The sequence below is a fragment of the Natronorubrum sp. A-ect3 genome, assembly GCF_041821125.1.
In the GTDB taxonomy this organism is placed as follows: Archaea; Halobacteriota; Halobacteria; order Halobacteriales; family Natrialbaceae; genus Natronorubrum; species Natronorubrum bangense.
Window position 1 is genome coordinate 772,504 of the sequence record NZ_JBGUBB010000001.1, and the last position, 13,005, is coordinate 785,508.

The 13,005-nt window shown below is 61.9% G+C and carries 15 protein-coding genes; 7 read left to right on the forward strand and 8 right to left on the reverse strand.

Annotated elements, in window-relative coordinates; all coding sequences use genetic code 11:
* Positions 1-49 precede the first annotated feature (49 nt).
* Entirely contained in the window at positions 50-400 is a 351-nt protein-coding gene (locus ACERJA_RS03900) for a hypothetical protein (RefSeq protein ID WP_373606959.1), read from the reverse strand.
* Positions 401-600: 200 nt separating this feature from the next.
* Here ACERJA_RS03900 and ACERJA_RS03905 point away from each other — a divergent pair, with 200 nt between their 5' ends.
* Positions 601-1,524 (forward strand): hypothetical protein, encoded by a 924-nt coding sequence (locus tag ACERJA_RS03905; protein ID WP_373606960.1) that lies wholly within the window; start codon positions 601-603, stop codon positions 1,522-1,524.
* Between the two features lie 21 nt (positions 1,525-1,545).
* The gene (locus tag ACERJA_RS03910; RefSeq protein WP_373606961.1) at positions 1,546-1,920 is read left to right on the forward strand and encodes a cyclophilin-like fold protein; all 375 of its coding nucleotides are present in this window, start codon (positions 1,546-1,548) and stop codon (positions 1,918-1,920) included.
* Between the two features lie 8 nt (positions 1,921-1,928).
* Here ACERJA_RS03910 and ACERJA_RS03915 read toward each other — a convergent pair whose 3' ends face one another.
* Complete coding sequence (locus ACERJA_RS03915) at positions 1,929-2,132, reverse strand: hypothetical protein (RefSeq protein ID WP_373606962.1); 204 nt, start codon at positions 2,130-2,132, stop codon at positions 1,929-1,931.
* Positions 2,133-2,201: 69 nt separating this feature from the next.
* Positions 2,202-4,001 (reverse strand): translation initiation factor IF-2, encoded by a 1,800-nt coding sequence (gene infB / locus ACERJA_RS03920; RefSeq protein WP_373606963.1) that lies wholly within the window; start codon positions 3,999-4,001, stop codon positions 2,202-2,204.
* Between the two features lie 117 nt (positions 4,002-4,118).
* Between infB and ACERJA_RS03925 the strand changes: the two genes are divergently transcribed.
* Both ACERJA_RS03925 and ACERJA_RS03930 read left to right on the forward strand, forming a co-directional pair.
* Positions 4,119-4,364: a PRC-barrel domain-containing protein gene (locus ACERJA_RS03925; protein ID WP_006066517.1), complete on the forward strand. Its 246-nt coding sequence runs from the start codon at positions 4,119-4,121 to the stop codon at positions 4,362-4,364.
* Between the two features lie 4 nt (positions 4,365-4,368).
* A complete protein-coding gene (locus tag ACERJA_RS03930) occupies positions 4,369-4,827 on the forward strand; it encodes an NOB1 family endonuclease (RefSeq protein ID WP_373606964.1) in 459 nt (152 codons plus the stop codon).
* Between the two features lie 78 nt (positions 4,828-4,905).
* Here the strand turns inward: ACERJA_RS03930 and ACERJA_RS03935 are convergent, their stop codons facing one another.
* The 3 genes from ACERJA_RS03935 to ACERJA_RS03945 form a co-directional block, all read right to left on the reverse strand.
* Positions 4,906-6,030, reverse strand: coding sequence for a lysostaphin resistance A-like protein (locus ACERJA_RS03935; RefSeq protein WP_373606965.1), 1,125 nt, complete (start codon positions 6,028-6,030; stop codon positions 4,906-4,908).
* A 105-nt stretch (positions 6,031-6,135) separates the two neighbouring features.
* Positions 6,136-7,437 carry a glucose-6-phosphate isomerase gene (locus tag ACERJA_RS03940; RefSeq protein WP_373606966.1) on the reverse strand — a complete coding sequence of 434 codons (1,302 nt, stop codon included), beginning with the start codon at positions 7,435-7,437 and terminating at the stop codon, positions 6,136-6,138.
* 84 nt (positions 7,438-7,521) lie between these two features.
* Positions 7,522-7,836 (reverse strand): hypothetical protein, encoded by a 315-nt coding sequence (locus ACERJA_RS03945; RefSeq protein ID WP_373606967.1) that lies wholly within the window; start codon positions 7,834-7,836, stop codon positions 7,522-7,524.
* A gap of 122 nt (positions 7,837-7,958) precedes the next feature.
* Here ACERJA_RS03945 and ACERJA_RS03950 point away from each other — a divergent pair, with 122 nt between their 5' ends.
* From ACERJA_RS03950 to ACERJA_RS03960, 3 genes are all read left to right on the forward strand, one after another.
* The gene (locus ACERJA_RS03950) at positions 7,959-8,432 is read left to right on the forward strand and encodes a DUF5812 family protein (protein ID WP_373606968.1); all 474 of its coding nucleotides are present in this window, start codon (positions 7,959-7,961) and stop codon (positions 8,430-8,432) included.
* A 180-nt stretch (positions 8,433-8,612) separates the two neighbouring features.
* On the forward strand, positions 8,613-9,497 hold the full coding sequence (gene secF, locus ACERJA_RS03955; RefSeq protein WP_373606969.1) for a protein translocase subunit SecF: 885 nt from the start codon (positions 8,613-8,615) through the stop codon (positions 9,495-9,497).
* Positions 9,497-11,125, forward strand: a complete 1,629-nt coding sequence (locus ACERJA_RS03960) for a preprotein translocase subunit SecD (RefSeq protein WP_373607449.1) — start codon at positions 9,497-9,499, stop codon at positions 11,123-11,125. The genes secF and ACERJA_RS03960 overlap by 1 nt, the downstream gene beginning before the upstream one ends.
* Positions 11,126-11,158: 33 nt before the next feature.
* Here ACERJA_RS03960 and ACERJA_RS03965 read toward each other — a convergent pair whose 3' ends face one another.
* Complete coding sequence (locus ACERJA_RS03965) at positions 11,159-12,169, reverse strand: sodium:calcium antiporter (RefSeq protein ID WP_373606970.1); 1,011 nt, start codon at positions 12,167-12,169, stop codon at positions 11,159-11,161.
* Positions 12,170-12,224: 55 nt separating this feature from the next.
* Positions 12,225-12,884 carry a ribonuclease HII gene (gene rnhB, locus ACERJA_RS03970; protein ID WP_373606971.1) on the reverse strand — a complete coding sequence of 220 codons (660 nt, stop codon included), beginning with the start codon at positions 12,882-12,884 and terminating at the stop codon, positions 12,225-12,227.
* Positions 12,885-13,005: the final 121 nt, after the last annotated feature.

The window sequence follows — 13,005 nt, forward strand, 5'->3', positions numbered from 1 at the left end:
TGTCGTGGGAATCGTCCGCTTCGGAGACGTTCCCCTCGGCTTCCGTCACCTATTGACCCTCGTCTTGGACTTCGACGATTTCGGCCTGCGCGAAGTGCTCGGTGCCACCGCCCATTCGGAACTGGATCGTTTGCCCGGGCAGGTCCGGATCGTCCTCGTCGGTGGGTTCTTTCGGCACGGACACTGCAGTGACTCCCTCGACCGTGACGGAGCGGCGCTGAATCGGATCACCCTCGTGTTCGACAGTGGCCCACGTCTCAACACTGATTTCGTCCATCTCCGTGCCGAAATAGTCCTCTGCATCCGGATTCACTGTGTCTTCGGTCTGGGACTCGCCGGTCGTCCTGTTGTCGTCGAACTGAACCTCTTCGTGTTTGTACTGGCGGATATGTACGAGCATACTGGATCCACCAGCATCACACACGTAATCGTTTCAACGGAAGACTCAACCAGTTTATAACCGACCGGTGTCTCGGACCGACTTCTCGCGGTATAGCGGCGTGTCGGCGAGACTCGAGACGCGACGGCCATCGTTTCGGACCGATCACCCGCGGTTGACCCGGACCTATTTATTGTCATATACACAACCAATGCGATACTGTGACGTCTCACGGTCCCCAATCAGTGTCGGCCGCCAGCACCTCCACCCCTGATCTCGGCTTCAAGGCTGGCTTCGGGTTCTATCTCGGGGTGACCATCGCCGGCTTCACTGCGATCGCTGGCGTCGTCACGGATGCAGCGACGGCGACGATTCTCGCGACGGCACCGAGTACGTTGACGGCCGTCCTGCTACTCGTTTTTATTTTCGGCCATCGGCTGCGCGGTCTTCCCGAACGAATTGGCCAGTCTCGCCGTCGACGGCTCGCGTGCTATCTCCCCGCGGTCGCGTTCGCGGCCGTGTTGTTCGTCCCCGCAATCACCCCACTCGAGTCCACGGCCCGACTCAGCGTGCTCGCGGTCGTGAGCAGTCTGCTCAGCGGGGCCGTCGCCGTTGGCGTTGCCCGGATGGCCCGAAACAGATACGTTGCCGCGATGACGCCCGACGAGCCGGTCGTCTCCTGGGCGTGGCACGACCCCCGCTACGGAGCAAACGAGTGGGTCGTGATCGTCATGTCGGTCGGCCTCGTTATCGCTGGTCTCGGGAGCATTGCCGCCGGCAACTGGATCGGCCTTCTCTGGGCGGGGTACGGGAGCGTCGCGCTCCTCGCAAATCGATTCAACTGGGGTGGCGACTGGGTCGATTTCGATGCGAGCGAGCGCTGGAACGCCCCATCGATCCACGCCCACGCGGCCGGCGTCGTCCTCGAGCAGTCGTTTGCCACGAAACTCGTCCCCTGGGCTGCGATCACCGACATCTCTCTGACCGACGACGAACTCGTCCTCGAGCGCCGCTGGCTCGACATTCGCTGTGACCGCGCGGCGATCGACGATCCCGAGGCCATCCTCGAGAAACTCAAACGCGCACGCGGGCGACGAGAGCCACTGGCCGACGATCGAGTCGCCCTGACAGATAACACGAAGTAGTGTCCGTGTGACGGGATCCATATGACGGATCTTCGTGTCACCGTTGGTGATCGGGAGCTGACAGCGACCTGGACGGACGACGCCCCGGAAACGAGGGCCGCACTCGAGGCCGCGTTGCCCATCTCGGGCGATGGCATCCGCTGGGGCGACGAACTCTACTTCAATCTCGCACTCGACGTGCCAGCCGAGAACGCCAGCGAGGTCGTTCCGGAGGGTGCGATTGCCTACTGGCCTGACGGTAACAAACTCTGTCTGTTCTGGGGCGAGACGCCAGCCAGCGTCGACGGCGAGCCGCGCGCTGCTGCGCCCGTTACCGTCGTCGCCCGACTCGAAGACGTGTCAGCGCTCACAGCTCTCGAGGGTGGGGCTCGAGTGCGACTCGAGCGAGCGGAGTGAAACCGGATTCAGATTCGCTTGCGCGGGGTCGGCCCCGGATCGGGCGTTCGACCGTCGGCGCTGGAGCAGACGATCCGCTGGGAAACGGCGAGTACCGCGAACAGCCCACCGGCAACAAGAAACAGCGTCGTCGAACCGATCGCCAGCCCAGAGACGAGTCCGGCTCCGAGAACGACGTACGACACGACAAGGATCCAGACGAACTGATTCATACGACTGACAGGCTCGCAGAGAGGATAAGGGTAGCGACCGATTTCGTCTCCATCAGCCGGCGAGAATCGCTACTTGCCCCAGAAGGGATCACGACTGCGCTGTTTGTCCAGATACATATTCAGCGCCTCGAGTTCGTCACCCGGAATCTCGCTTGCCAGCTCCTGTTCTAAGATTTTCGCGTGTTTCTCGGGGACTGCAGTCCAGAGTTCGTCGTCCTCTTCGATCTGGCGGCCGACAGTCGGGCCGTCGATGGCGACGCTCACGCGGTTGCCGGCGCGGGCCTCGTCGACATCTTCGCCCTGTTCCTGAATGCCTTTGACCTGGCCGACGCGTTCGGGCTCGTTGTTTTCGAACTTGACCACGTTGGCGTTGTTCTGGATCGTGCCCGAGTTCACTTCGACGCCGACGACTGCGGGGTCGTTCTGGCGGAACGTGTGATCCGGCAGAATGCGGAATCGAGCGGGCCGGACGATGTTGTCGAGGATCGTATCCTGCTGGGCGCGCTCGAGTTCCTCGATGTGCTGTTCGTACTCTTCGATAAGCTGATAGATAACTTCGTCAGTGAACAGTTTCACGTCGTCGATCTCGGCGCGCTGTTCGGCATCGCTGAGCACGTCGACGTTGAAGCCGAGGATCGCCTGCTGTTTCGAGTCCTCGGCTGTCGAGGCGACCGAGATGTCACGCGGCGCAATGTCGCCAACCTCCGCGCGGACGATCGGCACCTCGGCTTCGTCGAGGGCGTCGGCCATCGCCTCGAGACTGCCGAGCGTGTCGGCTTTGACGACGACGCCTTGCTCTTCGGTGTCGACGGCGATATCTGCGAGCTCGGCCTCGACCTCGGCGACGACGTCCTCGAGATCGCGGTCGCGGACGACCCGAACTGGTGCGCCAGCCATCGCGTCTGCGAGGTCAGGTGCGGCGACTTTGATCCCGGATGCAGCCGACACCTCGTCGACTTTCTCGAACCGGCTCTCGGTTCGAATCTCCGCGAGTGGACGGGGCTGGAGCAGCGCCCGAACCTCGGTGACGATGGGCTTGTTCATCCCGCCGACGACGATCGTGTCGTCGGCGCTGATCGTCCCGTCGTAGAGGACGGTGTCGATCGTCGTCCCGAAGCCTTTCTCCTCTTTGACCTCGAGGACGGTGCCGACGCCGGGGCCGGCGACGTCGATCTCCATCTCCTCTTTCATGTAGCGCTGGGAGAGCCCCATCATCACGGTCAGCAGGTCGGGGACACCCTCGCCGGTCATCGCCGAGACAGGGACGACGCCGACGTTGCGCTGGAAGTTCTGGACGCGCCAGTAGAGGTCGGCGGAGAAGCCCTCATCCGAGAGGTTGCCGATGATCTTATAGAGATTTTCGTCAAGTCGCTTTCGAACGCGGTCCGACTGGGACTCGTAGGTGTCGTTGATCGGGGAGTCCTCGTTGACGTTCCAGCCGGGGACGGTGTCGATCTTGTTTGCGGCGACAATAAACGGCGTTTCGGAGCGTTTGAGGATTTCGAGGGCCTCGAGCGTCTGGGGCTGGAAGCCGTCGTTGACGTCGACGACGAGGATCGCGATGTCGGCGAGTGCGCCACCACGAGAACGAAGCGTCGTAAAAGAGTGATGACCTGGCGTATCGATAAACAACAGGCCGGGGAGATCGAAGTCGTCCGGGTCGACGAGGTCGCCGGCGATCGTGGAGATGATATCCAGCGGCACGGCGGTTGCGCCGATGTGCTGGGTAATCGCCCCTGCTTCACCCTCGATAACTGCTGAGCCGCGGATTTTATCGAGGAGACTGGTCTTACCGTGATCGACGTGTCCGAGTACAGCGACGATCGGTGTTCTGAGAGATGTGGGGTCGCGCGTATCCGTATTCGACATGGTGAACCACCCGAGAAGGTCTTATCTAAAGCGTCCGCAGGACGGTAGTTAAACCCATCGTCATCCACGTTCGGAGAGCCCGTGGTTTTTAATACCGATTAGTAAATACGAGTATGCATGAGCGATATACTCGCTGAAAACCTCTCGGGGAAATCCGTCATGGGTTCCGACGGCGTCGAACTGGGACTGCTCTACAACATCACGATGGACATCAAATCGGGCAAGCTACACGACCTCGTCATCGATCCTGACGAAGAGTTGCCGACCCGAGCGGTCGATTTTGATGTCGACGAGGCCGGCCGATTCCTCGTGCCTGTCAACCGCGTTCAGGCGGTGAAAGATTACATTGTCGTCCAGCGCTAACGGTATGTACGTTCTTGACTCCTCGGCGTTTATTCACGACTTTCATACGACAGAACAGACTGCAACGATCCCACTCGTCCGCGAGGAACTCGAGGACGAGAGCGCCTATCGCTACGATGCGATGGAAGGCTCGGGGATGCACATTCACATTCCGAACGAGGACACCACCGAACGGGTCAGACGGGCGGCCAAAGAGTCAGGTGACCTCGATGTGCTCTCGAACACCGACGTTCGCCTCGTCGCCGCGAGTTTCGAACTGGATGCGACGCTCGTCACCGACGACTACGCGATGCAAAACGTCGCCGAGAAACTCAACGTCACCGTCGAAGTGATCGCTCGAGAGGGAATCGACGAACAGCGCCACTGGCAGTATCAGTGTCAGGGCTGTGGTCGGGAGTACGACGAGCATAAAGACCGGTGTCCGATCTGTGGCTCCGATCTGGCGCGCAAGAACCCGACGTAACGCTGTCGCGACTTTCAGAGGGTCTGTTGTACCGATGTGCCGCGCGGTCGCGCCAGGACTGACGGACGGCAGACCGTATCAGACGAGTATCATCAGAACGACGACTGCGTTGTACAGACCGTGGACGAGCGCCGGGACCAGCAAGTTCGCCGTTCGAACGTAGAGCACGCCGAGGATCATCGAGAGCACGAACAACAGCGAGAGGCTCGCGAGTATCTGTCCTGCACCCGCAGTCGCATACGCCGCGATGTGGACGAGCGTGAACACGACGCTTGCGACAACGACAGCGCCGTATTGTGAAAACGTTCCATAGAGGGATTTCTGGATGATGTTTCGATAGAGCAGTTCCTCGAACGGGCCGACGATGAACACCATCGCCGGGACGATGACGAACAGCAGCTCGGGCTGGTCGATCACATCCTGTGTCAGGGAGTGACTCGAGCCCTCGATCCCGGCGGCACTCATCAGCGATGAGATCGCCAGATTCACCCCGAAAATCAGCCCCAGACCGAGGACGATCCAGCTGACCGTCCAGCGAGTGGGCGTCTCGAGGTCGATAAACGACAGGTCGTGGTCGCGAAACGCCAGATAGCCCGCCGCGACCGCGCCCAGCCCGAGGCCGAAAGAGAGATACTCGATCAGCCGTCCCTGGAGCGCCGAGAGCTCAGCCCCCGTCAGAACGACCGGAAGCGAGAGGAACAGCTGTGCGATCGAAATGCCGAACAGCCCGATCACGCCGAGAACGACCAACTCGAGTGAAAGCGCCAGCCGACGGTACAGCCCTCGACCGGAGACGCCCGCGAACTCCGCGACGCCGAGGCCGACGGTGCCAGCGCCGACGAAAAACGCCAGAAAGAGCAGCGAGATTGACCACTCGAGGCCCGGAACGACGACTGAGCCGTACACTCCCTGTGTGATCGCATACCCCGACAGGACGACGACGAGCAGACTCGAGCCGGCAGCAACCGGGCCGGCGATGCGGCGCTCGATGAGTTCGTGCCGGCGTGTGAGAAACAGCCCTGTTGTGAGGAGGGCTCCGGCCGCGGCGATCCAGAGCGCCAGTTCGTCGGTCCCAGCGCGTGCGGGAATCGCCAGTGCGGCGGCAGTGAGAGCGGCAAGGACGGTGCCGACCGTCGGGACGACAGCCGACGGCAGTGGGTCACCATCGTCCTCGCCCTCGACGGCCTGTGCAGTGTCGCTCATATGTTGCTGTTCGCGTGCGTGCTCATAGGCTCACCGCAACCGAACGACCGAGTACCGTTCGAGCCGGCGTCGTGACGAGCGGACAGTCAACAGGATACAGCGTTGCTACCGTTCGACGCGAAGCGACGTCTTCTCGGCGACGGCCTCGGCTTCCTCGAACTCGCCGCCACCGAGCAAGCCACGAGTTGCCTTTTTGGCCCACTCGACGGCGGGCTGTTCGAACGTGTTGACAGCGTAGAGTTCACCCGCGAGCACGCAGGCAGCCTCCAGCCCATAGAGCAGTCCACCAAGTTCGTACTCGTCGACACGCTCGAGTTCGAGCCGAACGTTCGGGCGGCCGGCCGCCGCGAGGCTGGCTTCGGTCGCCTCGAACTCGGCCTCGAGCAACTCGCCGAGTGTCGAATCGCCGAGATAAGCGAGGTCCTCGACGTCGGTCTCAGGGATCGCACGGTCCGCGGTCTCGCCCGGCGAGACGAACGTGACGAGCTTGTCCCGCGGCCCGGCACGATACAGCTGCAGTTGGGAGTGTTGGTCGGTGACGCCGAGGGCACGCACCGGCGTCTGGCCGAGGTCGTCCTTGCCGAGACTTTCGGCCCACAGCTGTGCGAACCACTCGGCTGCGGTCTCGAGTGACTCTGCGTACGGAACCATCGCGTTGATGCCGGCACCGCGCTGGTCTAAGGCGTATGTCGTCGCGCCGTAGGCGTAGGCCGGACACTCGAACAGCGAGCCTGACAGCGTCTCAGCTTCCGCAGCGGCCCCTTCGAGCAGCGCCTCGAGGTCATGGCCACAGACTTCTGCAGCGACCATGCCGACTGCAGAGAGCGCCGAGAACCGGCCGGGAACGCCGTCCGGAACTTTCAGCGAGGGGAGATCGTGGCGATCGGAGAGATCACGCAGCGGGCCGGCGTCGCCGGTCGTCACGATCGTTCGATCGGTCCAGTCGACACCGGCCGACTCGAATTCGTCCCGAACTACGAGGAAGTTCGCCAGCGTCTCCGCCGTCGTTCCCGACCGCGAGACGACGTTGATCGCCGTGTTCTCGAGGTCGAGTCGATCGAGGTGGCTCGATACCCATTCGGGATCGACGTTGTCCAGATAGACGGCCTCGGTATCGCTTTCGTCGGTAAGCGCGTTCGTGATCGTCGCCGCACCGAGTGCACTGCCGCCGATACCGACCGTAATGAGGGCGTCAGCGTCGGCGACCGGCTCGACAGCGGCACGGATCTCGTCGGGATCCGTTCGCTGCGGGAGGTTCAGCGCCTCGTAGCCGTGTTCGTGATCGGCCATGCCGCGCTCGATGCGCTCGTGGGCGTCTGCAACTTGTGTGTCCAGTCGCTCGAGGGCGGCTCTCGAGACGCCCGGCGAGGCGACCGATGCCAGTGCGTTACCGATATCGACGTGCATACGAGAGCAGGCGACCGCCGGCGCTAAAGGCGTTCCGTCACACAGTCGGACAGCGCCGTAGAAACGACCCGAAACGTGAGTGGGTTACTTGTCCGAGTCGTCGCCGTCAACGTCGACTTCGACGATGTCGACTTCCGAGTCGGCGTCGGCTGCCGCAGCCGCCTTCCGAGCACGCTCCTCGAGCGCGAATCCAGCAAGGCCAGCGGCGATCATACCGATTCCGACTGCACGGGTGCTGCGGACGTACCACGGTTTCGGCTCCAGTTCGGAGACGTTCTCGAAGCCACGCTTCCAGCAGTTCAGTGACAGCGACAGGCTCCGTTTCGGGGCCAGCGCCGTGAGGAGTCCGTACAGTGCACTCGAGGCGTAACAGAGTTTCAGCAGTTTCGAACAGACCATACAGGAGATACTCAGATCCGACCCATAAGAGTGGTTTCGGTCCCCGTCGGCTGGGAACCATCACGCGAACGAGTCGACCGAAAGGCGAAACCCGGAAACCCGTCCTGTGCGTACGACCCGATATGACCGAGAAGACGGGCACGTTTGTCGTCACCCACGCCGAGGCCGACTCGGCCGTCATCCGTGACGTTGAGACTGCACAGGTACACACGCTATCGTCGAATCCCGACCTCGATATCCACGACGTCCTCGAGGCGACCGTCGCGCCGGAGCCGCCGCTTGAGGTCACGTGGCAGCTCGTCGACGTCGAGGACAGACGCGCGATCGAGTTGGTCGACAGCGACCTCGAGCCGACCCAGCACGCAAAGGAACTGGCAGCCGACGCCGAGATTGGCGATCTGATTCAGGAAGAGCGGGCCGGAACCGGCGAAATTCATATCTTCTGTGTCCCTGCTGCCGACGTGGAGGCAGCGGCCACGGACGTCCTCGAGGACGAGGAGACGATCGCTCGAGCGGCACGCCTCGAGGCGGTCCGCGTCGAGGTCCGTCAAGCAGTCGACGACGGTGTATTGAGCGTCCGCTATCTGCCGGACTGAGTGTACAGATCAGACGAGTAGATGTATGGGCAGATCGTCGTTTCGACCCGATTCGAACGATAGCTCCCATAATCGGGCTCAACAGACTTCAACCCGTCGCATTTCGTGATATAATTCGTTTCAGAACATGCTGTAGAAATTGAGAAGGCTTACACGGGCTGACAGCCAGTGGTCGGATATATGGGGTATTTCGACGTACCGGAGATCAATTACACCCGGTACAGCAACCGCCAACTCGCGGCGGTACCGCTTGCGGTTCTTGCGGTTGCACTGCTCGTCCTCACTGGTTCGTTTCTCGTGACAGGAACGCCAGTCCAGCTGGGGATGGACTTCGCTGGCGGCTCGGAGCTGACCGTCCAGACGACCTCCTCGGAAGAGGAAATCGCGAACGCATTCGACGAAGAGCCCGAGTCGGTGCAGGCAGTTACAGCGCCCGATACGGACAACCAGTACATCGTTCAGTTCACCTCGACCGATCTCTCGAGTCTCACTGAGCAAGCCGAACAGAACCTCGAGCAAGACGGCGATGCCGATATCGTCCAGCTCGAGTCGACGGTCTCCGAAAGCTTCGGCTCACAGACCCAGCAAACCGCCCTGCTTGGGATCGCCGTTGCGTTCCTCGGTATGAGCGTCCTCGCGTTCTTGCTGTTTCGGACGTTCGTCCCGTCGATCGCGATCGTCGTCTCGGCGTTTTCGGACATCGTGATTCCGCTCGCCTTTATGGCGATTACCGGTATCTCGCTCTCGCTGGGAACCGTCGCCGCTCTGTTGATGTTGATCGGCTACTCGGTCGACTCGGACATCCTGTTAAACAACCACATCCTTCGGCGTGGCGGTGACTTCTATGAAAGTACCAACCGTGCGATGGAGACTGGTGTGACGATGACGGTGACCTCGATGACGGCGATGCTCGTAATGGGTATTTCGGCGTGGTTGTTCGGCGTCGAACTGCTGGCATCGATCGGGATCATCCTCTTCGTTGGGCTCGCAGCCGACCTGATGAACACGTATATGCTCAACCTGAGTTTGCTTCGATGGTACAAGTTCGAGGGGATCCGATCATGATGGGGCCAATAAGTTTCATCAAGGAGTACTGGCGGATCCTCCTGTTAGTGACCTTCGTCGCCGGTGCACTCGTTGCCCTGTTCATTCCGGGCGGCATCATGGCCGACGACAGCCTCGTCGAAGACGACGAGATCGACGACAACCCGACGAACATCGAGTACGGGCTCGGTCTCGACGGCGGGACACGGATTAGCGCGCCCGTGATCGGGATGACCGCCGAGGACATCGACGCGGGTGCTGTCAACGAAGAAGACGGCTCCGTCGACCGAGAACGGCTCACCGAGATCGAGAACACGTTGTACGACAACGACGAGTTCGAACTCGAGACGGGTGACGCACGCGTCAGTGTCGACGATAGCGGCAACGTCCACGCCGAAATCTTCGATCCCGACGTGACCGAAGCGCAGTTCGCTGCGGCACTCGGCGAAGCGGGCGTCGACGTCGACCCCGATGACATTCGTAACGGAGTCACGGAGGAAACTCGAAACCAGATCATCGAGACGATCGACTCGAGGATCAACGCAGCCGGACTCTCCGGTGGCTCCGTCTACGACTCGGCCAGACTCGGCGGCGAGTACTACATCGTCACCGAAGTGCCGGATATGGACCCTGACGAGCTTCGCGAGTTGCTCTCCGAACGCGGGATCGTCGAAGTGGTCGCATACCACCCAGATGAAAACGGCACACAGCAAAACGAGACGGTGCTGACCGGCGCCGATATCGCAACGGTCGATCCGCCAGAGCCTGACGAGCGAGGGTCCGGGTATGTCGTCCCGGTCGCCGTCGACAGCAACGCCGCACCCGGATACCAGGATCGGATGAACGAGCTCGGCTTTACCGGTGAAGGCGTCCAACAGTGTTCGCTGCGTGGTGACGGAGAGACGATCAACTTCGATCACGAAGGCGAAGAGTACTGTCTGCTCACCGTCGTCGACGGCGAGGTCGTCGACGCTCACAGCATGGGGCCGTCGCTTGCGAGTAACATGGCCGACGGAAGCTGGGCAAACGATCCGAGCTTCCAGATGGGTGCCCAGACCCAGCCACAGGCCCAGTCACTCTCCGTGAACCTCCAGTCCGGTGCGATGCCTGCAACGCTCGATTTCAGTCAGGACGAGACCTACTCGCTGTCGCCCGCACTCGCTGACCAGTTCAAGCTCTACTCGCTGCTGATCGGCGCGCTATCGGTGTTGACCGTCAGCGGAATGGTCTTCTTGCGCTACCGGGATATCCGAGTCGCCTCGCCCATGGTCGTCACCGCGATGGCAGAGGTGGTGATCCTGCTCGGCTTCGCGGCGCTGATCCGCATGCCGCTTGATCTCTCCCACGTCGCCGGATTCATCGCGGTCGTCGGGACGGGGGTGGACGACCTCATCATCATCGCCGACGAGGTGATGGACGACGGCGACGTCAACTCCCAACGGGTGTTCGAATCCCGCTTCCGCAAGGCGTTCTGGATCATCGGCGCTGCCGCAGCGACGACGATCATCGCCATGTCGCCACTGGCCGTGTTGAGCCTCGGCGATCTGCGCGGGTTCGCGATCATCACCATCCTCGGCGTGCTGATCGGAGTGCTCATCACCCGGCCCGCCTACGGTGACATCCTCCAGCGGCTGATGACCGACAAGTAATCGCGTTCGCTCACGGTTTTCTACGGTTTCGAGTCAGGTTGGGACGACGTTCGTCACGCCGACGCTCTCGAGGAGCAACCAGCCAACGAACAGGCCGTACAAGACGAGCAACAGCCAGGCCTCCGACCGAGAGAGCAACATATCCGTGCGGGCGATGGTAAAGAAGACGATCGTCGCGAAGATCAGAAACGCCATCATGGGGACGATGTGGGCGAACGTGATCGTCAGGGTCCCAGCGACCAACACACCGACTGGAACCGCAACGAGCAAGTCGAAGACGTTGCTGCCCAACACGTTCGCGAGACTGACCGCCGGCCGATCCGCCCGGGCGGCAGCGACACTGACGAACGCATCCGGCACACTCGAGCCGGCAGCGACGACAGTCATTCCCCAGAGAAACGCGGGCGTGCCAAACGCCTCACCGAGCCCGATCGCTGATCGAACGAGTCCTTCGACGCCAACGATGATGACTACCAGCCCGAGGCCGAACCACAACCAGGTAGAGACGAGATCGACATCAGCGTCGGCCGTGCCCGTGTACTCTGTGGTGTCGAGATACTGAGTGAACACGTACAGTCCGTACAGCAACAGCGGGAACAACGCCAGCGACCGAGTGACGTTCCCCTGAAGCCCTGCCCCCTCGAGTGGGTTGTAGATCACGGCCAACGAAAACGTCAACAACAGCGCAGCGACCGCGAGCATGTAGAACAGCGCCTCTTTATACACCAGATCCCGGCCCGTCGACATCGTCCCGCTCCCAACGAGAACTGCCGCGGCCGGGATCACCAGCAGGTTGAACACGGCAGAGCCGACGATCGCGCCGACGCCCAGTTCGAACTCGCCGTGGAGCAGCGTGGCGAGGATGACGCTGACCAGTTCCGGCATACTCGAGCCCGCAGCGGCGATGATCGCACCCTGCACGATCGCCGGCACGCCGTAGCCCGCGGCGAGCCGATTGGCCGAGGTCTCGAGCCACGTGCTCCCCTTCCAGACGACGGCCGTCGCGACCACGGCAAGGCCGAGGAGCGCGATCACGTCGAGCATATTTCAGAAGTGTGTCGAGTGGGCGTATAAAACGGTCGCTAAGAGAGATCCACGATTAGAACTGCTCGAGGCCCGTCTGTTGGGCCTCAGCGAGTACGCGCTCGCAGGTCGACCAGGACGCGCGGGCACACGACGGGAGGTCGCCGTGTTCGTCGACGTAGGACTCGAGGAACGTCTGTGTCGTCGGATCGCTGGGATAGCCGCTGCCGACAGGGCCGTACTCGTCAGCGAGAGCCGCCACGTGGGTGTCGCGTTCGACTTTCGCGATAATACTGGCGGCACCGACGAGTTTCGAGTCGTCGTCAGCGCCGTGTCGGGCGTCGATCTCGAGCGACCTCGAGATCGAACAGGCGTCGGCCACCCGGCGAGCAAAGCGGTCAGCGTCGGTGTCACAAGCGTCACAGAGCCCCGAAACCGGGTCGTCACAGAGCCCTGAAAGCGCCTCGTCGATTGCCTCGGCATGGGCCGTGACAGCCAGTGCGTTCATGTCCGTCTCCGGGTCGTCGATTCGTGTCGTCGTAATCTCGGCGACGCCGACAGCGATCTCGTCGTCCTCGCGGATGCGCGTCGCCAACTCTTCGCGTCGGGCGGGTGTGAGTCGCTTGGAGTCTGCGATGCCGTCGGGGAGCGCTGTTCGGTCCTCGAGGAAGACGGCTGCGGCGAACATCGAGCCGAGCGCCGGCCCCTTTCCTGCCTCGTCGACGCCGAATGGCATACGACATGGCTCAGCGGCCGTGATGAAAATCGTTGTGACTCGCTGGTCACGCAGCCGGATTTCTGTCCGTCAGTGCCGGTGTACCCATGGGATAGTCGCGGGTGGACCGAGCTGTCGTTTC

Bases quoted from the DNA above. Each gene is read 5' to 3' on its own strand.
- ACERJA_RS03900 (WP_373606959.1), bottom strand. From the start codon at position 400: ATGCTCGTACATATCCGCCAGTACAAACACGAAGAGGTTCAGTTCGAC.
- ACERJA_RS03910 (WP_373606961.1), top strand. From the start codon at position 1,546: ATGACGGATCTTCGTGTCACCGTTGGTGATCGGGAGCTGACAGCGACC.
- ACERJA_RS03915 (WP_373606962.1), bottom strand. From the start codon at position 2,132: ATGAATCAGTTCGTCTGGATCCTTGTCGTGTCGTACGTCGTTCTCGGA.
- infB (WP_373606963.1), bottom strand. From the start codon at position 4,001: ATGTCGAATACGGATACGCGCGACCCCACATCTCTCAGAACACCGATC.
- ACERJA_RS03925 (WP_006066517.1), top strand. From the start codon at position 4,119: ATGAGCGATATACTCGCTGAAAACCTCTCGGGGAAATCCGTCATGGGT.
- ACERJA_RS03930 (WP_373606964.1), top strand. From the start codon at position 4,369: ATGTACGTTCTTGACTCCTCGGCGTTTATTCACGACTTTCATACGACA.
- ACERJA_RS03935 (WP_373606965.1), bottom strand. From the start codon at position 6,030: ATGAGCGACACTGCACAGGCCGTCGAGGGCGAGGACGATGGTGACCCA.
- ACERJA_RS03940 (WP_373606966.1), bottom strand. From the start codon at position 7,437: ATGCACGTCGATATCGGTAACGCACTGGCATCGGTCGCCTCGCCGGGC.
- ACERJA_RS03945 (WP_373606967.1), bottom strand. From the start codon at position 7,836: ATGGTCTGTTCGAAACTGCTGAAACTCTGTTACGCCTCGAGTGCACTG.
- ACERJA_RS03950 (WP_373606968.1), top strand. From the start codon at position 7,959: ATGACCGAGAAGACGGGCACGTTTGTCGTCACCCACGCCGAGGCCGAC.
- secF (WP_373606969.1), top strand. From the start codon at position 8,613: ATGGGGTATTTCGACGTACCGGAGATCAATTACACCCGGTACAGCAAC.
- ACERJA_RS03960 (WP_373607449.1), top strand. From the start codon at position 9,497: ATGGGGCCAATAAGTTTCATCAAGGAGTACTGGCGGATCCTCCTGTTA.
- ACERJA_RS03965 (WP_373606970.1), bottom strand. From the start codon at position 12,169: ATGCTCGACGTGATCGCGCTCCTCGGCCTTGCCGTGGTCGCGACGGCC.
- rnhB (WP_373606971.1), bottom strand. From the start codon at position 12,884: ATGCCATTCGGCGTCGACGAGGCAGGAAAGGGGCCGGCGCTCGGCTCG.